Source organism: Pseudomonas sp. K2I15, from assembly GCF_002204795.1.
Lineage (GTDB): Bacteria > Pseudomonadota > Gammaproteobacteria > Pseudomonadales > Pseudomonadaceae > Aquipseudomonas.
On the sequence record NZ_NIXO01000034.1, the window covers coordinates 1 to 15735 of the forward strand.

Sequence of the window (15735 nt, forward strand, 5' to 3'; positions counted from 1 at the left end):
CGCCCACCCGCAGTGCCCCGGCAAACGATGCCCTGGTGGACGCGGGCCTGACGTTGTTCGGCTACACCCGCAATGATCTGGACCCGAGTATCCCACCGGCGATCATCCATGGCGGTATCGATCACCTGGTGCTGGCCCTCGACAGCCGCGCCAAGCTCAGCCAGATGCACTACGAACTGGAAGCCGGTCGCCGCTACATGACCGATGCTCGCCTGGGCACCGTGGTGCTGGTGTTTGCCGAAAGCCCGACGCTGTTCCACACCCGCAACCCGTTCGCCGTGGGCGGTGTGTACGAAGACCCGGCCACAGGCGCCGCCACCGCTGCATTTGCCGGCTACCTGCGGGACCTGGGCTGGCCGCACAACGGTTGCATCGACATCATCCAGGGCGAGGACATGGGCAGCCGCTCGCGCTTGCAGGCGCAGATCACCGATGAGAAAGGGGCCTCGATTCGGGTGTCGGGTACGGCGCGGTTGATGCTGGAGGACTGATTCTGGTCTTGGCGAATGCCTCGTTCAGAATTTTTTCGTCGAACCCCTTCAGCTTCTCGACCATCTCGCCATTCTGGAAAACCAGCAGCGTGGGAGTGCCAGTCACCTCGGGATGCCTTGGGGTTTGTGCGGTGTCGAGCACCAGGCTTTTCACGGTGCTGCCATATTTCCCGGCAATACGCTCAAACAGTGGCCCGGCTTCCCCACAGGCTGGGCAATGCTGCGAGACAAACAGCATGAACACCGTGTCATGGGACTTCAGCAGTTGCTGATAATCCTCGACATTTTTAATCACCGCCGTAGCAATTCCCATGATCATCTCCCTGAGCAAAAGGCCCTGGCCCACGCTAAGCCAGACGATCAAAACGGTCTACTGTCAGAACTAACAGGTACCCACCTCCAAGTGGCCACACCACCTATTGTGACGAGGGAGCTTGTGTGGTGAGGGAGCTTGCTCCCGTTGGACTGCGCAGCAGTCCCAGGAACTTCAACGCTCCGCCCGCTCCCGAGCCTTCTTCGCCAGCCCCACGCACTGCTTATAGTCCCCCTGTTCCTTGGCATCCTTCGCCCGACGATACCCATGATGATTCTGCGTGGTGTAGTTCGTACTGAACGCCGCCTTCAGCTTGACCAGCTCGGCCTTGCATTCGCGCCGGTCATCCTTGGCGAACACCTGGGAGGCAAACACCAGCGACAACACCATAAGAACAAGACTGATCTTCATCTGAGCGCATTCCTTGGGGGCCAATCATCTGCCAAGGCTAGCCCAGCCATGGGATTTTTCCATTCGGCCACCACACCGCACTTGTGCACGGTAACGACCCACCCCCGCCCCCAAATGTGGCCTGTCACCCCGGCGTGTAGCCAACGGTAGCAATCTGATTGCAACCGCTGGCTCAACGCCTCATCGTCGATAAAAATTTATCCCATTGATTTAAAAAGAAATTAATCCCGCAATATTTTTCTGCTACTGCGTATGGCACACTTTCTGCTGTCTATTCCGTTGTTACATACTAAATTCCGGTATAGCGGAATACACAACTCCTGGAGTGCTTGTCATGCATCACCGACCTTCCGTGTTTAAAGCGTGTGTTTTTCTCTTCGCCGCATCGGCTTCCCTCGCAAGCGTTGTGCACGCGGCGGACAGCAAGCTCGATACAGTGCTCAAGCGTGGGCACCTGATCGTGGGTACAGGCAGTACCAATGCGCCGTGGCACTTCCAGGGAGCGGATGGCAAGTTGCAGGGTTTTGATATCGACATCGGCCACATCGTGGCCAAGGGCTTGTTCAACGACCCAAGCAAAGTCGAATACGTGGTGCAGTCCTCCGATGCCCGTATTCCCAACCTGCTGACCGACAAGGTCGACATGAGCTGCCAGTTCATCACCGTTACCGCCAGCCGTGCGCAGCAAGTGGCATTCACCTTGCCGTACTACCGCGAAGGCGTGGGCCTGCTGCTGCCGGCCAACAGCAAATATAAAGAAATCGAAGACCTGCAAGCCGCTGGCGACAGCGTCACCGTGGCCGTGTTGCAAAACGTCTACGCCGAAGAACTGGTGCATCAGGCATTGCCTAAAGCCAAGGTCGACCAATACGACAGCGTCGACTTGATGTACCAGGCCGTGAACTCCGGTCGTGCCGACGCCGCCGCCACCGACCAGTCCTCGGTCAAGTACCTGATGGTGCAAAACCCGGGCCGCTACCGCAGCCCGAGCTACGCCTGGAGCCCGCAAACCTACGCGTGCGCCGTCAAGCGTGGCGACCAGGACTGGCTGAACTTCGTCAACACCGCGCTGCACGAAGCCATGACCGGGGTGGAGTTCCCGATGTACAAGGCCTCGTTCAAGCAATGGTTCGGTGTGGATCTGCCAGAGCCTGCGATCGGTTTCCCGGTTGAGTTCAAGTAATTCGTAAACACTGGGGCGTCGCGTACGGCGCCCCAATCAGGTACTGCTGACCATGAATTATCAGTTGAACTTTGCCGCTGTGTGGCGCGATTTCCCCAGTTTGCTGGCGGGGCTCGGCCTGGGCCTTGAACTGGCACTGCTGTCCATCGCGATCGGTTGCGTGATCGGCCTGTTGATGGCGTTTGCCATGCTGTCCAAGCACCGTGCGCTACGCATCGTTGCCTCGGTGTACGTGACGGTGATCCGCAACACCCCGATCCTGGTGCTGATCCTGTTGATCTACTTCGCCTTGCCGAGCCTCGGTATCCGGCTGGACAAGATCCCCTCGTTCATCATCACACTGTCGTTGTACGCCGGTGCCTACCTGACCGAAGTATTCCGTGCAGGTTTGCTGAACATTCCCAAGGGGTTGCGTGAAGCGGGCCTGGCCATCGGCCTTGGCGAATGGCGCATCCGCGCGTACATCACCGTGCCGGTGATGCTGCGCAACGTGCTGCCGGCGCTGTCGAACAACTTCATTTCGCTGTTCAAGGACACCTCCCTGGCCGCCGCGATTGCGGTGCCGGAGCTGACCTATTACGCCCGCAAGATCAACGTCGAAAGCTACCGGGTGATTGAAACCTGGATGGTCACGACCGCGCTCTACGTGGCTGCCTGTTACCTCATTGCCATGCTGCTCCGTTACCTGGAACAGCGTTTGGCGATTCGCCGCTAAGGAGCGCCCATGTACGAATCCCCCAGCTGGCTGCATGAGTTGTGGATCGCCCGGGAAACCCTCTGGGCGGGGTTCCAGACCAGCGTGTATTGCTCGGCCCTGGCCATTATTTTCGGCACTTTGATCGGCATCGTTGCCGGGTTGGTGCTGACCTACGGCAAATTCTGGATGCGCGCACCGTTTCGCCTGTACGTCGACCTGATCCGCGGTACGCCGGTGTTTGTGTTGGTGTTGGCATGCTTCTACATGCTGCCGGCGCTTGGTTGGCAGATCAGCGCGTTCCAGGCTGGCGCCGTGGGCCTGACGCTGTTTTGCGGCTCCCACGTGTCCGAGATCGTGCGCGGCGCGCTGCAAGCCATTCCCAAAGGGCAACTGGAAGCGGGCAAGGCCATCGGCCTGACGTTTTACCAGTCCCTGGGCTACGTGCTGTTGCCTCAGGCACTGCGACAGATCCTGCCGACCTGGGTCAACTCGTCCACGGAAATCGTCAAGGCGTCCACCTTGCTGTCGGTGATCGGCGTGGCCGAATTGCTGCTCAGCACCCAACAGGTAATCGCCCGGACCTTCATGACCCTGGAGTTCTACCTGTTCGCAGGCTTTATGTTTTTTGTCATCAACTACGCCATCGAATTACTGGGGCGTTACATTGAAAAGCGGGTGGCGTTGCCATGAACCAATCCTCAAACGAAAGCCAACCCCTGCTGAACATTCGCGGCCTGCGTAAACAGTACGGCGCGGTGGAAGTGCTCAAGGGCGTCGACCTGACGATGCAGCGCGGCAACGTCGTGACGTTGATTGGCTCCAGCGGCTCGGGCAAGACCACGCTGCTGCGCTGCGTCAACCTGCTGGAAGAATTCCAGGGCGGCCAGATCACCCTCGACGGTGAATCCATCGGCTACAGCGACGTCGGCGGCAAGCGCGTACGCCACCCGGAACGGGTGATTTCCCAGCACCGCGCGATGACCGGCATGGCGTTCCAGCAATTCAACCTGTTCCCGCATTTGACCGCGTTACAGAACGTCACCCTGGGCCTGCTCAAGGTCAAGAAAATGAGCAAGGACGAAGCCGTGGCGCTGGCCGAAAAATGGCTGGACCGTGTCGGCCTGCTGGAACGACGCAACCACTTCCCGGGCCAGTTGTCGGGCGGCCAGCAGCAGCGCGTGGCGATTGCCCGGGCGATTGCAATGAACCCGAGCCTGATGCTGTTCGACGAGGTCACCTCGGCGCTCGACCCGGAATTGGTGGGCGAAGTGCTCAGCGTGATCAAGGGCCTGGCGGAAGAGGGCATGACCATGTTGCTGGTCACCCACGAAATGCGTTTTGCCTATGAAGTCTCGGACAAGATCGTCTTCATGAACCAGGGCCGCATCGAAGAACAAGGGCCGCCCAAAGACATCTTCGAACGCCCGCAATCGCCGCGGCTGGCGGAATTTCTCAAGAACATTCGTTTTTAACTCACTCGTTTCAGGAGATCCATTATGAGCATTACTCGTTACGGCACCGGTGCCACCGCTGGCGGTGGTCAGCCTCGTCCTTTCGCCCGTGCGGTGGAAGCGGATGGCTGGTTGTACGTGTCGGGCCAGGTGCCGGCGGTGGACGGTGAAATCATCAATGGCGGCATCGTTGAACAGACACACCAGACCATGCGCAACGTGGTAGCGATTCTCGAAGAAGCCGGCTACGCCCTCGAAGACGTAGTGCGCGTGGGTGTGTGGCTGGAAGACCCGCGGGACTTCTGGAGCTTCAACAAAGTGTTCGGCGAGTACTTCAGCCCGGAACACGCCCCGGCGCGGGCTTGTGTGCAGGCGAACATGATGGTCGATTGCAAGGTCGAGATTGATTGCGTGGCCTACAAGAAAAAAGGCTAAATGATCGACCGCAACTTGCAGTGATGAAACTCGTTGTGGCGAGGGAGCTTGCTCCCGCTGGAGTGCGAAGCGCTCCCGTTTTTTTGGGGCCGCTACGCAGCCCAGCGGGAGCAAGCTCCCTCGCCACAGAGGACTCATCTGCTGCGATTTTAAGCCTTTGACGGGACCCGAAACTGCCATGACCGAAGACACCATCAAACGCCGCGCCAAAGGCCTCGACCGGGCGTTCGATATCCTCGATTTCCTCAAGGAGATCGGCCAGCCCCTGCGCCCGAATGACATCGCCAGCGGCATCGGCAGCCCCAAATCCACGGTCTACGAACTGGTGGCCTCGCTGCTGGAGAGGCGCATCCTCGAAACCGTCGGCAAGGACGGTCACGTCTACCTCGGTCGCCAACTGTACTTCCTCGGCCAGGCCCACCTGCGCCATTTCGACCTGACCCGCGAAGCCGACCACGCCCTGCAGGAAATTGTCAGCCAGACCCACGAAACTGCCCAGATGTGCCTGCTCAATGGCCGCAAATACACCGTGGCCCTGATGCGCGAAGGCGAGCGGCATTTCCGCATTTCCTCAGACATCGGCGAGAACGCCCCAATCCCCTGGACCGCCTCCGGCCGCCTGCTGTTGGGCCACCTGAGCGACCAGCAAATCATCGACCTGATCGACCACGACGACTTCATTCTCCCGGACGGTCAGCGTCTGCCCCTGGAAACCTTCCTCGAGCAAATCCGTCAGGCCACCCTCGACGGGTTTTTCTCCTTCGACAGTGTCGCCGACACCTTTACCCATTGCTTTGCCGCCCCGGTGCGGGACGCCCAAGGCATCAGCATTGCGACCCTGTGCATCGTGGCCCCGCGGGCCGATGCCATCAAAAACTACAACGACTATCGCCGGGTGCTGATCGACAGCGCGAACAACCTGGCCCGTCGTATCAACGAATAGGAAACGCTTATGTCTGCCTTCAATGCCGTTGAAAAAGGCGCCGCTGCCGTCGGTGCGCATCTGGTCCGTGACGTCAGCCTGCCAGCCCTGGTGCTGCACCGCGACGCACTGGAACACAACATCCGCTGGATGCAGGCATTCGTCAGCAACAGCGGCGCGCAACTGGCGCCCCACGGCAAGACCAGCATGATGCCGGCGCTGTTTCAGCGGCAGATCGAGCAGGGCGCCTGGGGTATCACCCTGGCCAATGCGGTGCAGACCCGCGCCGCGTATGCCGGAGGTATTCGCCGGGTATTGATGGCCAACCAACTGGTGGGCGCGCCGAACATGGCGCTGATCGCCGACCTGCTGGCCGACCCCGAATTCGACTTCCACTGCATGGTCGACCACCCGGACAACGTGGCCGACCTGGGCCTGTTCTTCGCCGCCCGTGGCCTGCGTTTGAACGTGATGATCGAATACGGTGTGGTTGGCGGGCGTTGCGGTTGCCGCACTGAACAGCAGGTGCTCGACCTGGCCAAGGCAATCAAGGCCCAGCCTGCGCTGGCCCTTACCGGCATTGAAGGCTACGAAGGGGTGATCCACGGCGAACACGCCATCAGCGGCATCCGCGAATTCGCTGCCTCCCTGGTGCGCTTGGCAGTCCACCTGCAAAACAGCGGCGCCTTCGACCTCGGCAAGCCGATCATCACCGCCTCGGGCTCGGCCTGGTACGACCTGATCGCTGAGTCCTTCGAAGCCCAGAACGCCGCCGGCCGCTTCCTCAGCGTATTGCGCCCGGGCAGCTACGTGGCCCACGACCACGGCATCTACAAAGAGGCGCAGTGCTGTGTACTCGACCGTCGCAGCGACCTCAACGAAGGCCTGCGCCCGGCGCTGGAAGTCTGGGCCCATGTGCAGTCGCTGCCGGAGCCGGGCTTTGCCGTGATCGCCCTGGGCAAGCGCGATGTCGCCTACGACGCCGGCCTGCCGGTGCCGCTCAAGCGCTACAAGGCTGGCGTGTTGCCGGCGGTGGGCGATGACGTGACCGCGTGCAAGGTCACGGCCGTGATGGACCAGCACGCGTTCATGGTGGTGGCGCCGGGGGTTGAGCTGCGCATCGGTGACATCATTTCTTTCGGTACTTCCCACCCGTGCCTGACCTTCGACAAGTGGCAAGTGGGCAATCTGGTGGATGAGCAGTTGCAGGTGATCGAGTCCCTGGAAACCCGCTTCTAGACCGAGTCGCGCCCTTCGCGAGCAAGCCCGCTCCCACATTCGACCGAGTTTCTTCAGTTGAAATGCAGTCAAATGTGGGAGCCGGGCTTGCTCGCGAAGAGGCCCTCAAGCACCCCGAGAATCCCCAGACATGAACACAAACCCCCGCATCGCCCTCATCGGCGAATGCATGATCGAACTGCAACACCGCGCCTCTGGCGACCTGCAACAAAGCTTCGGCGGAGACACCCTGAACGCCGCCGTCTACCTGCGCCGCGAACTGGGTGAACACAGCACCGTCGACTACGTCACCGCCCTGGGCGATGACAGCTTCAGCGACGCCATGTGCAAACACTGGGCTGAAGAAGGCCTGGGCCTGGGCATGGTCCAGCGCCTGCCTGGGCGCCTGCCGGGTTTGTACTGCATCCAGACGGATGCCAACGGCGAGCGCAAATTCCTCTACTGGCGCAACGAAGCGGCGGTGCGTGACTGCTTCACCACGCCGGCGGCCGAGCCGATTCTGGCGGCGTTGCCGGCGTACGACGTGGTGTATTTCAGCGGTATCACCCTGGCGGTATTGGGTGAAGTGGGTCGTGAGCGCCTGCTGAAAACCCTGATCGAAACCCGCAAGCGCGGCGGCAAAGTGGTGTTCGACAACAATTACCGGCCACGTTTGTGGGCCAGTGTAGAGGCGGCGCGTGCGGCGTATCACACGGTGTTGGCCGAGGTGGATATCGCCTTGCTGACGGAGGATGACGAGCGGGCGTTGTTTGGCTACGAGGACAGCGAGCAGGTGTTTGCGGCGTATCCGGCGATTGCCGAGGTGGTGCTCAAGCGGGGCGCGGATGCTTGCCTGATTCGCTGTGAAGGGGAGCGTTTTGCTGTGCCGGCATTGGTGGTGGAGAAAGTGATCGACACCACGGCGGCGGGGGATTCGTTCAGCGCGGCGTATCTGGCCAGCCGGCTCAAGGGCGGTACGCCGCAAGGGGCAGCCCTGGCCGGGCATCGACTGGCGAGCCGGGTGATTCAAGTGCCGGGTGCACTGATCCCCCGAGACTGAGGCTATCTATTGTGGCGAGGGAGCTTGCTCCCGCTGGAGTGCGAAGCGCTCCCGGCTTTTTTGGGGCCGCTACGCAGCCCAGCGGGAGCAAGCTCCCTCGCCACAAAAAACCCTTTAATCCCGGTAAAACACCTGCACCAGGTGATACCCAAACTTGCTCTTGATCGGCCCGTGAACCACCTTCACGGGCTTTTTGAAGATCACCGCATCAATCACCCCCACCATCTGCCCCGGCCGCACTTCACCCAAATCACCACCGCGCTTGGCGGACGGGCAGGTGGAGTGCTTCTTGGCCAACACATCAAACGCTTCGCCCTTGGCAATACGCTGCTTGAGCTGTTCGGCTTCCTCACTGGTTTTCACCAGAATGTGACGGGCTTGGGCTTTCATTGATCGGTCCTGAGGTGAAACGGCGCGCGATTATGCCTGAAGTTAAGTCGCTGAGCTGATCATGCTACGGATTTTGTTAGCCAGCAGGTCAATCGAAAACGGCTTGGCCACCATGTCCATGCCTTCCTCCAGGAACCCCTGGCGCTCGGCGGCTTTCTCGGCATAACCGGTCATGAAGAGTACCTTGAGTTCGGGCCGGTGTTGCCGGGCGATCTCCGCCAATTGCCGGCCATTCATCCCCGGCAGGCCTACGTCAGTCACCAGCAAATCCACGCGTAAATCAGACTCCAGCAACGGCAACGCTGCCCGTGCGTCCGCTGCCTGGTGCGCGGTGTAACCCAGCTCATCCAGTACATTCACCACCAGCATCCGCACCGCCGGGTCGTCCTCGACCACCACCACCGCTTCGCCCTCCAGCGCCACCGGGGCTTCGCTGTGGCTGGCAGGCACGCTCCGTTCCAGCGCCGTGCCATGCAAGCGGGGTAAGTACAGGCGTACGCAGGTGCCCTGGCCCGGCTCACTTTCAATCGTCACGTGGCCACCGGATTGCTGGGCAAAGCCATAGATCATCGACAACCCAAGGCCGGTGCCCTGGCCGATGGGTTTGGTGGTGAAGAACGGGTCGAAGGCCTTGGCCAGAATTTTCGCGGTCATGCCGGCGCCGTTGTCGCTCACGCCGAGCATCACATAGTCGCCGGCCTTGACCGGTTCCAGCGTGCTGATGTCGGTGCCGTCGAGGTAGCTGTTGGCGGTCTCGATGCACAATTGCCCGCCGTCGGGCATCGCATCGCGGGCGTTGATCACCAGGTTGAGCAGGGCGTTTTCCAGCTGGCTGGCGTCGGTGTTTACCGGCCACACGTCGGTGCCCAGCTGCACGTTGAGTTCGATATGCGCGCCCTTGGTGCGGCGGAACAGGTCTTCCAGCGACGCGACCAACTGATTCGGGTCCACCGGCTTGCGGTCCAGCGACTGGCGCCGCGAGAACGCCAGCAGGCGGTGGGTCAGTGCGGCGGCGCGATGGGCCGAGGACACGGCGGCGTCGGTGAAACGGCCGATCTCATCGCTGCGCCCGGCGGCGATGTAGCGTTGCATCAAGTCCAGGCTGCCGATGATCCCGGTGAGCATGTTGTTGAAGTCATGGGCGATACCGCCGGTGAGTTGGCCGACCGCTTCCATCTTCTGGGCATGGCGCAGGGCGTCTTCGGCGCGCTCGCGCTCGAACATCTCGTTTTGCAGGCGCTGGTTGGCTTCGGCCAGGGCCTGAGTGCGCTGGTTGACGCGTTCTTCGAGGTTCTCGTTCAGGTGGCGCAGGGCTTCTTCGGTGAGTTTTCGCTCGGTTTCATCGATCACAAAAATGTAGAAACCGTTGACCGAACCGTCGGCGCTGAAACGCGGCAAATACTTCATCAACGCATGGCGTGGCCGTCCGTCGTGGTGGGGCGTGACGGTGACAAAACTGCAGGCCTTGCCCTTGAGCGCCGCTTCGATCTTGTCGACGCGCCCGGCATAGATTTCTTCGCCCACGACTTCGCGGATGCTCTTGCCGTACAGCTCCTGCGGGGTCATGCCGTACCAGTCCAGGTAGGCGCTGTTGTTCAGGCGAAAGCGCTGTTCGTGGTCGACGTAACCGATCAGCACCGGCATGGCGTTGATGATCAACTGCAGCTCGGTCTGGCTTTGGCGCAGTGCCTGTTCGGTGTGTTTGCGTTCGGTCAGGTCGAGGGCGGCGCCGAGAAAACGTGCCGGTCGGCCATGGTTATCCTTGTAGCAGCGGCCCCGGGCGAACACCCAGCGCACTTCACCATCGGCTTGCAGCAAGCGGTATTCCTCGGCGTATTCGGTGCCGTGGGTGATGCAATGCTTGATGCTGCGGGCCACCGTGCCGCGGTCTTCGGGGTGCACGCCTTGCAGGTAATCGCTGATGGGCAGCAGGCCGGCATCACAGGGGTCAACACCGTGTAATTGGGCGAAGTGCGCGTCGGCAATAAACCGGTCTTCGCCAATGTCCCAGTCCCAGGTGCCCACGGCGTCGGTGGCGGCCAATGCCAGTTGCAGGCGTTGCTCGGTGTTGCGCTGGGCCTTGAGGCTGTTTTCGGTACGCTGCTGGAGTTCCAGGGCGACGCGCCGGCGTTCGTTGGTTTCGATCGCGGTGATCAGGATTCCGGCGACCTCGCCACGCTCATCGCGAATCGGGCTGTAGGTCAGGTCGAGCCAGATCTCGGTGTCGCGGTGATTGCGTTGCAGCACGAAGCGCTGTTCGGTGAAGGTGCGCACCTGGCCCGTGAGGACGGCGCTGTAGATCGGGTCGGTAAACGGCTTGAGTTCCGGCCAGACCTGGTCGGCGGGCTGGCCGAAGGCGCCGGGGTGCTTGTTGCCGGCCAGCAGGGCGAAGCCATCGTTGTAGATCTGGGTGAGTTCGGCGCCCCACAGCAACAGCATCGGCATGGGCGAGTGAATCACGATGTCGACGGCTGTACGCAGGCTCTGCGGCCAATCAATGGCGTCACCGAGGGGGCTTCGTGCCCAGTCCAGCCGCGCAATCAGTGCTGCGGCCTCGCTGCCGGTGGGTGATACGTTCATGTAAATGCCCTGCGCGTAACGCTTGAAGAATGACAAAAGCCGATTATCCCGCGAGCGAGGACCGGCTTTCCACCCTCGAAAAATAGCATGCTTGAGGGTTTTGTCTTCAAATGAGTGCTTAACGGCTAAAACGTTTCATCCTTGTGCAAGCTCCTGGCGATCACGAAATTGCTCCAGTGCTTCGGGGTTGGCCAGGGCGTCGGTGTTCTTGACCGCCTCGCCATGCACCACGTTGCGCACTGCCAGTTCGACGATCTTGCCGCTGATGGTGCGCGGGATATCCGTCACCGCCAGAATCTTCGCCGGCACATGGCGCGGCGTGGTGTTGGCGCGGATCACCTGGCGAATCTGCTGTTCCAGGGCGTCATCCAGTTCGACCCCGTCGTTGAGCCGCACAAACAGCACCACCCGCACATCGTCCTGCCAGCGTTGGCCGATGGCCAGGCTTTCCAACACCTGCGGCACCTTTTCTACTTGTCGATAAATCTCTGCGGTGCCGATACGCACGCCGCCGGGGTTGAGCACCGCGTCTGAACGGCCGTGAATCAACAGGCTGCCGTTGGGCCGCTGTTCGGCGTAGTCACCCTGGGCCCACACACCTGGGAATTGGCTGAAATACGAGGCCCGCAGTTTTTCCTGGTGCGGGTCATTCCACAGGCCGATGGGCATCGCCGGGAAGTGCCGGGTGCACACCAGTTCGCCTTTTTCGCCGATCAGCGGGTGGCCCTGGTCGTCCCACACTTCGATGGCCATTGCCAGGCTCTTGCATTGCATCTCGCCACGCCGCACCGGCAGCACCGGGTTGCCGATCACGAAGCAGGAAACGATGTCGGTACCGCCAGACATCGACGACAGGCACAGTTCGGGCTTGATCTCGCGGTACACGTAATCGTAGCTCTGCGGTGACAGCGGCGAACCGGTAGAGATCAACCCCTTGAGGCTGCCCAGGTCGTGGCTCAGGTGCGGTTGCAGCCCGGCCTTTTCCAGGGTGGCGAGGAATTTCGGGCTGGTGCCGAACGCGCTGATGTTTTCCTGGTCGATCAGGTCTATCAGGCGCTCCGGCCCCGGGTGAAACGGGGAGCCGTCATACAGCACTGCGGTGGCGCCGATGGCCAGTACCGACACCAACCAATTCCACATCATCCAGCCGCAGGTGGTGTAGTAGAACAGGCGGTCATCGCGGGACAGGTCGGCGTGCAGGCCGTGTTCCTTGAGGTGGGTGAGCAGTACGCCGCCGGTGCCGTGGATGATGCATTTGGGCACGCCGGTGGTGCCGCTGGAATACAGGATGTACAGCGGGTGGTCGAACGGCACGGCGACGAAATCGGGCTCGCCGCCGGGGGTGTAGAACGCGTCCCAGAGTGCGACGTTGGCCTGGGTTTGGTAATTCTCGGGGCGCGCTTGCGGGCGGGCGTACGGCACAATAATCAGCTGTTGCAGGGACGGCAGGCGGTCGAGGATTTCATTGAGCTTGCTGCTCTGGTCAATGACCTTGCCGGCGTAGCGGTAGCCCGCGCAGGTGATCAGTACCTTGGGTTCGATCTGGCCGAAACGGTCGATCACGCCCTGGGTGCCGAAATCCGGCGACGAGCACGACCAGATCGCCCCCAGGCTGGTGGTGGCGAGCATGCCCACCAGGGTTTGCCAGGTGTTGGGCATGCACGCGGCCACCCGGTCACCCACGCCCACGCCGGCTGCTCGCAGGCTGCGTTGCAGGCCGGCGACGTGGCGGGCCAGTTCGGCGTAGGTCAGTTGTTCGCGTTGGCCGTCTTCGCTGATGGCAACCACGGCAGGGTGATCGTCGCGGCGGCGCAGCAGGTGCTCGGCAAAGTTCAGGGTAGCGCCGGGAAACCACTGGGCGCTGGGCATCTCGGCTTCTTCGATCAGCACCGCACTGGGTGGTGTGCGGAACTGCACGTCGAAGACCTCGACAATCGCCTGCCAGAAGGCCGGGCGCTGGTCGATGCTCCATTGGTGCAGCGCCGGGTAGTCGCTGATCTGCAAGGCATGGCGATCATTGATGAAGCGCCGGAACTGGTCCATGCGGGTGTTGTGGATGCGTTCGGGGGAGGGTTGCCAGAGGATGTCGGACATTATTGGCCTCTTGTTATGTGTCGACAGCAATGATGCTCTAAATGTGGCGAGGGAGCTTGCTCCCGTTGGGTGACGAAGCCGCCCCAGCAATGTTCATGCGGTCTTTCAGATAAGGCGCGGTGGCAGGTTTTGGGGCTGCTGCGCAGCCCAGCGGGAGCAAGCTCCCTCGCCACAAAAGCGTCATTGATGAACATTTATTGGGCCAGCCAGCCGCCGTCGATATTCCACGCCGCGCCACGCACCTGGCTGCCGGCTTCACTGCACAGGAACAGCACCAGTTCTCCCAGTTGCGGCGGCGTCACGAACTCCAGCGACGGCTGCTTCTCGGCCAGCAAATCCTGCTGCGCCTGCTGCGGGTCAACCCCGGTCGCGATGCGGTCATCAATCTGCTTCTGCACCAGCGGCGTCAACACCCAACCCGGGCAAATGGCGTTGCAGGTGACATTGCTCTGGGCGGTTTCCAGGCCCACCACCTTGGTCAGCCCGATCACCCCGTGCTTGGCCGCCACATAAGCCGCCTTGCCCACCGAACCCACCAACCCATGCACCGAAGCAATATTGACGATCCGCCCCCAGCCCTTGGCCTTCATGCCCGGCAGGCTCAGGCGGGTGCTGTGGAACACCGACGACAGGTTGATCGCAATGATCGAATCCCAGCGCTCCACCGGGAACTCATCCACCGGCGCTACATGCTGGATCCCGGCGTTGTTCACCAGGATGTCGACGCCGCCAAACTCGCGCTCGGCGTAGGCGATCATCTCGGCGATCTGCGCCGGGTCGCTGACGTCGGCCGGGTGATGCCCGACCTTGCCGCCGAAGGCCTGCACCTGGGCGATCACCGCGCTGGCGTCGCCGAAGCCGTTGAGGATCAGGTTGGCGCCGGCCTTGGCCAGGCTCAGGGCGATGCCCAGGCCGATGCCGCTGGTGGAGCCGGTAACCAGGGCGGTCTTGCCGTTCAATGTCGTCATATCAACCTCACACAATGCCGGTGGCGTAGAAAGTACCAATCACCACGAACACCGCGAGGGTCTTGATGATTGTGATGCCGAAAATATCTTTATAGGCTTCGCGGTGGGTCAGCCCGGTGACCGCCAGCAGCGTGATCACGGCGCCGTTGTGGGGCAGGGTGTCCATGCCGCCGCTGGCCATGGCTGCGACGCGGTGCAGCACTTCAAGGGGGATATTGGCCGCATGGGCCGCTGAAATAAAGCTCTCCGACATGGCCGCCAGCGCGATGCTCATGCCGCCCGAGGCGGAACCGGTGATACCGGCCAGCAGGGTCACGGTAATCGCTTCGTTGACCAGCGGGTTGGGGATGCCCTTGAGCCAGTCGGCCAGCACCAGGAAGCCCGGCAAGGAGGCGATCACCGCCCCAAAGCCATATTCCGAAGCGGTGTTCATCGCCGCCAGCAGCGCACCGCTGACCGCGCTCTTGCTGCCCTCGGCGAGCTTGCTGCGAATCGCCGAGAAGCCGAATACCAGCACCACGATAATCCCCACCAGCAACGCGGCCTGCACCGCCCAGATCGCCGTCAGCTTGGCGACTTCGGTCTGCACCGGCACGCTCATGCCCGGCAGGCTGAGGGTGTGGGTCTTGCCGTACCACAGTGGAATCCAGTGGGTGAACAGCAGGTTCATGATGCCCACCAGCAACAACGGCGACAGGGCGATCCACGGGTTGGGCAGCTTGATGTCTTCGGCGGTTTCCGGCTCGTTGCGCAGCTCGGTACCATAGCCTTCACCGGCACGTTGGGCCTTGTTGCGCTGGCGGGCCAGGTACAGCATGCCGGCACAGAACACGAAGATCGTACCGATCAGCCCCAGCCACGGCGCGGCCCAGGCGGTGGTGTTGAAGAAGGTGCTGGGGATGATGTTCTGGATCTGCGGCGTGCCGGGCAGGGCGTCCATGGTGAACGAGAAGGCGCCGAGGGCAATGGTCGCCGGCAGCAGGCGCTTGGGGATATTGCTCTGGCGGAACATCTCGGCGGCAAACGGGTACACCGCGAACACCACCACAAACAGCGACACGCCGCCGTAAGTCAACAGGGCGCACACCAGCACAATCACCAGCATCGCCTGGCGGGTGCCGAGCAACTGGATTGCGGCGGCGACAATGGAGCGTGAGAAGCCGGAGATTTCAATCAGCTTGCCGAACACTGCACCGAGCAGGAATACCGGGAAATACAGTTTGAGGAAACCGACCATTTTCTCCATGAACACCCCGGTGAAGGCGGGGGCGACGGCGGAAGGGTCGGTGAGCAGCACGGCGCCGAGGGCGGCGATGGGGGCAAACAGGATGACGCTGTAGCCACGGTAGGCGGCCAGCATCAGCAGCGCCAGGGCTGCGAGGGCAATGATCACACTCATGGTGTGTCTCCATCTGATTGTTATTTTTGTGGGGGTGAGGCTGTGAGGAGGGCTATAGCGAGATGTGTGCCAAGTACTTAACTTGTTGAAATATATAGATAATATTGTTTTTTGAGTTCTGGG

16 protein-coding genes are annotated in these 15735 nt (G+C 61.6%); 9 read left to right on the top strand and 7 right to left on the bottom strand.

The window, feature by feature from the left end; translation table 11 throughout:
* The coding region (locus tag CEC48_RS19570) for a PhzF family phenazine biosynthesis protein (RefSeq protein WP_141099691.1) at positions 1–491 on the top strand (491 nt) is incomplete at its 5' end.
* Here the strand turns inward: CEC48_RS19570 and CEC48_RS19575 are convergent.
* Both CEC48_RS19575 and CEC48_RS19580 read right to left on the bottom strand, forming a co-directional pair.
* On the bottom strand, positions 427–804 hold the full coding sequence (locus tag CEC48_RS19575; RefSeq protein ID WP_088425301.1) for a co-chaperone YbbN: 378 nt from the start codon (positions 802–804) through the stop codon (positions 427–429). The two genes, CEC48_RS19570 and CEC48_RS19575, sit on opposite strands and share 65 nt — an antisense overlap.
* Before the next feature lie 174 nt (positions 805–978).
* A complete protein-coding gene (locus tag CEC48_RS19580; RefSeq protein WP_088425239.1) occupies positions 979–1215 on the bottom strand; it encodes a hypothetical protein in 237 nt (78 codons plus the stop codon).
* 334 nt (positions 1216–1549) lie between these two features.
* On the opposite strand from CEC48_RS19580, the gene CEC48_RS19585 reads away from it, so the two are divergent.
* From CEC48_RS19585 to CEC48_RS19620, 8 genes are all read left to right on the top strand, one after another.
* On the top strand, positions 1550–2398 hold the full coding sequence (locus CEC48_RS19585; RefSeq protein WP_088425240.1) for a transporter substrate-binding domain-containing protein: 849 nt from the start codon (positions 1550–1552) through the stop codon (positions 2396–2398).
* Between the two features lie 52 nt (positions 2399–2450).
* On the top strand, positions 2451–3113 hold the full coding sequence (locus CEC48_RS19590; RefSeq protein WP_003207993.1) for an amino acid ABC transporter permease: 663 nt from the start codon (positions 2451–2453) through the stop codon (positions 3111–3113).
* 9 nt (positions 3114–3122) lie between these two features.
* Positions 3123–3785 carry an amino acid ABC transporter permease gene (locus CEC48_RS19595; RefSeq protein ID WP_088425241.1) on the top strand — a complete coding sequence of 221 codons (663 nt, stop codon included), beginning with the start codon at positions 3123–3125 and terminating at the stop codon, positions 3783–3785.
* Positions 3782–4567 (top strand): amino acid ABC transporter ATP-binding protein, encoded by a 786-nt coding sequence (locus CEC48_RS19600; RefSeq protein WP_088425242.1) that lies wholly within the window; start codon positions 3782–3784, stop codon positions 4565–4567. Before CEC48_RS19595 ends, CEC48_RS19600 begins: the two co-directional genes overlap by 4 nt.
* A gap of 24 nt (positions 4568–4591) precedes the next feature.
* Positions 4592–4981, top strand: coding sequence for a RidA family protein (locus tag CEC48_RS19605; RefSeq protein WP_088425243.1), 390 nt, complete (start codon positions 4592–4594; stop codon positions 4979–4981).
* A 178-nt stretch (positions 4982–5159) separates the two neighbouring features.
* Positions 5160–5924: an IclR family transcriptional regulator gene (locus tag CEC48_RS19610; RefSeq protein ID WP_088425244.1), complete on the top strand. Its 765-nt coding sequence runs from the start codon at positions 5160–5162 to the stop codon at positions 5922–5924.
* 9 nt (positions 5925–5933) lie between these two features.
* Positions 5934–7142, top strand: coding sequence for an amino acid deaminase (locus tag CEC48_RS19615; protein ID WP_088425245.1), 1209 nt, complete (start codon positions 5934–5936; stop codon positions 7140–7142).
* A 130-nt stretch (positions 7143–7272) separates the two neighbouring features.
* Entirely contained in the window at positions 7273–8181 is a 909-nt protein-coding gene (locus tag CEC48_RS19620; protein WP_088425246.1) for a sugar kinase, read from the top strand.
* Positions 8182–8295: 114 nt separating this feature from the next.
* On the opposite strand, the gene CEC48_RS19625 is transcribed toward CEC48_RS19620, so the two are convergent.
* The 5 genes from CEC48_RS19625 to CEC48_RS19645 all read right to left on the bottom strand — a co-directional run bounded on the left by CEC48_RS19625 (position 8296) and on the right by CEC48_RS19645 (position 15612).
* Positions 8296–8571 (bottom strand): peptidylprolyl isomerase, encoded by a 276-nt coding sequence (locus CEC48_RS19625; protein ID WP_088425247.1) that lies wholly within the window; start codon positions 8569–8571, stop codon positions 8296–8298.
* A gap of 42 nt (positions 8572–8613) precedes the next feature.
* Complete coding sequence (locus CEC48_RS19630; protein WP_088425302.1) at positions 8614–11151, bottom strand: PAS domain-containing protein; 2538 nt, start codon at positions 11149–11151, stop codon at positions 8614–8616.
* A gap of 135 nt (positions 11152–11286) precedes the next feature.
* Positions 11287–13245 (bottom strand): acetoacetate--CoA ligase, encoded by a 1959-nt coding sequence (locus CEC48_RS19635; protein WP_088425248.1) that lies wholly within the window; start codon positions 13243–13245, stop codon positions 11287–11289.
* Positions 13246–13439: 194 nt separating this feature from the next.
* Complete coding sequence (locus tag CEC48_RS19640) at positions 13440–14213, bottom strand: 3-hydroxybutyrate dehydrogenase (protein ID WP_088425249.1); 774 nt, start codon at positions 14211–14213, stop codon at positions 13440–13442.
* A gap of 7 nt (positions 14214–14220) precedes the next feature.
* Positions 14221–15612, bottom strand: coding sequence for a GntP family permease (locus tag CEC48_RS19645; RefSeq protein WP_003208013.1), 1392 nt, complete (start codon positions 15610–15612; stop codon positions 14221–14223).
* Positions 15613–15735 lie beyond the last annotated feature (123 nt).

Excerpts from the sequence above, each read along its gene's own strand:
- CEC48_RS19645 (WP_003208013.1), bottom strand. The coding sequence starts at position 15,612 with ATGAGTGTGATCATTGCCCTCGCAGCCCTGGCGCTGCTGATGCTGGCC.
- CEC48_RS19630 (WP_088425302.1), bottom strand. The coding sequence starts at position 11,151 with ATGAACGTATCACCCACCGGCAGCGAGGCCGCAGCACTGATTGCGCGG.
- CEC48_RS19580 (WP_088425239.1), bottom strand. The coding sequence starts at position 1,215 with ATGAAGATCAGTCTTGTTCTTATGGTGTTGTCGCTGGTGTTTGCCTCC.
- CEC48_RS19600 (WP_088425242.1), top strand. The coding sequence starts at position 3,782 with ATGAACCAATCCTCAAACGAAAGCCAACCCCTGCTGAACATTCGCGGC.
- CEC48_RS19620 (WP_088425246.1), top strand. The coding sequence starts at position 7,273 with ATGAACACAAACCCCCGCATCGCCCTCATCGGCGAATGCATGATCGAA.
- CEC48_RS19590 (WP_003207993.1), top strand. The coding sequence starts at position 2,451 with ATGAATTATCAGTTGAACTTTGCCGCTGTGTGGCGCGATTTCCCCAGT.
- CEC48_RS19575 (WP_088425301.1), bottom strand. The coding sequence starts at position 804 with ATGGGAATTGCTACGGCGGTGATTAAAAATGTCGAGGATTATCAGCAA.
- CEC48_RS19585 (WP_088425240.1), top strand. The coding sequence starts at position 1,550 with ATGCATCACCGACCTTCCGTGTTTAAAGCGTGTGTTTTTCTCTTCGCC.
- CEC48_RS19605 (WP_088425243.1), top strand. The coding sequence starts at position 4,592 with ATGAGCATTACTCGTTACGGCACCGGTGCCACCGCTGGCGGTGGTCAG.
- CEC48_RS19625 (WP_088425247.1), bottom strand. The coding sequence starts at position 8,571 with ATGAAAGCCCAAGCCCGTCACATTCTGGTGAAAACCAGTGAGGAAGCC.
- CEC48_RS19635 (WP_088425248.1), bottom strand. The coding sequence starts at position 13,245 with ATGTCCGACATCCTCTGGCAACCCTCCCCCGAACGCATCCACAACACC.
- CEC48_RS19640 (WP_088425249.1), bottom strand. The coding sequence starts at position 14,213 with ATGACGACATTGAACGGCAAGACCGCCCTGGTTACCGGCTCCACCAGC.
- CEC48_RS19610 (WP_088425244.1), top strand. The coding sequence starts at position 5,160 with ATGACCGAAGACACCATCAAACGCCGCGCCAAAGGCCTCGACCGGGCG.
- CEC48_RS19595 (WP_088425241.1), top strand. The coding sequence starts at position 3,123 with ATGTACGAATCCCCCAGCTGGCTGCATGAGTTGTGGATCGCCCGGGAA.
- CEC48_RS19615 (WP_088425245.1), top strand. The coding sequence starts at position 5,934 with ATGTCTGCCTTCAATGCCGTTGAAAAAGGCGCCGCTGCCGTCGGTGCG.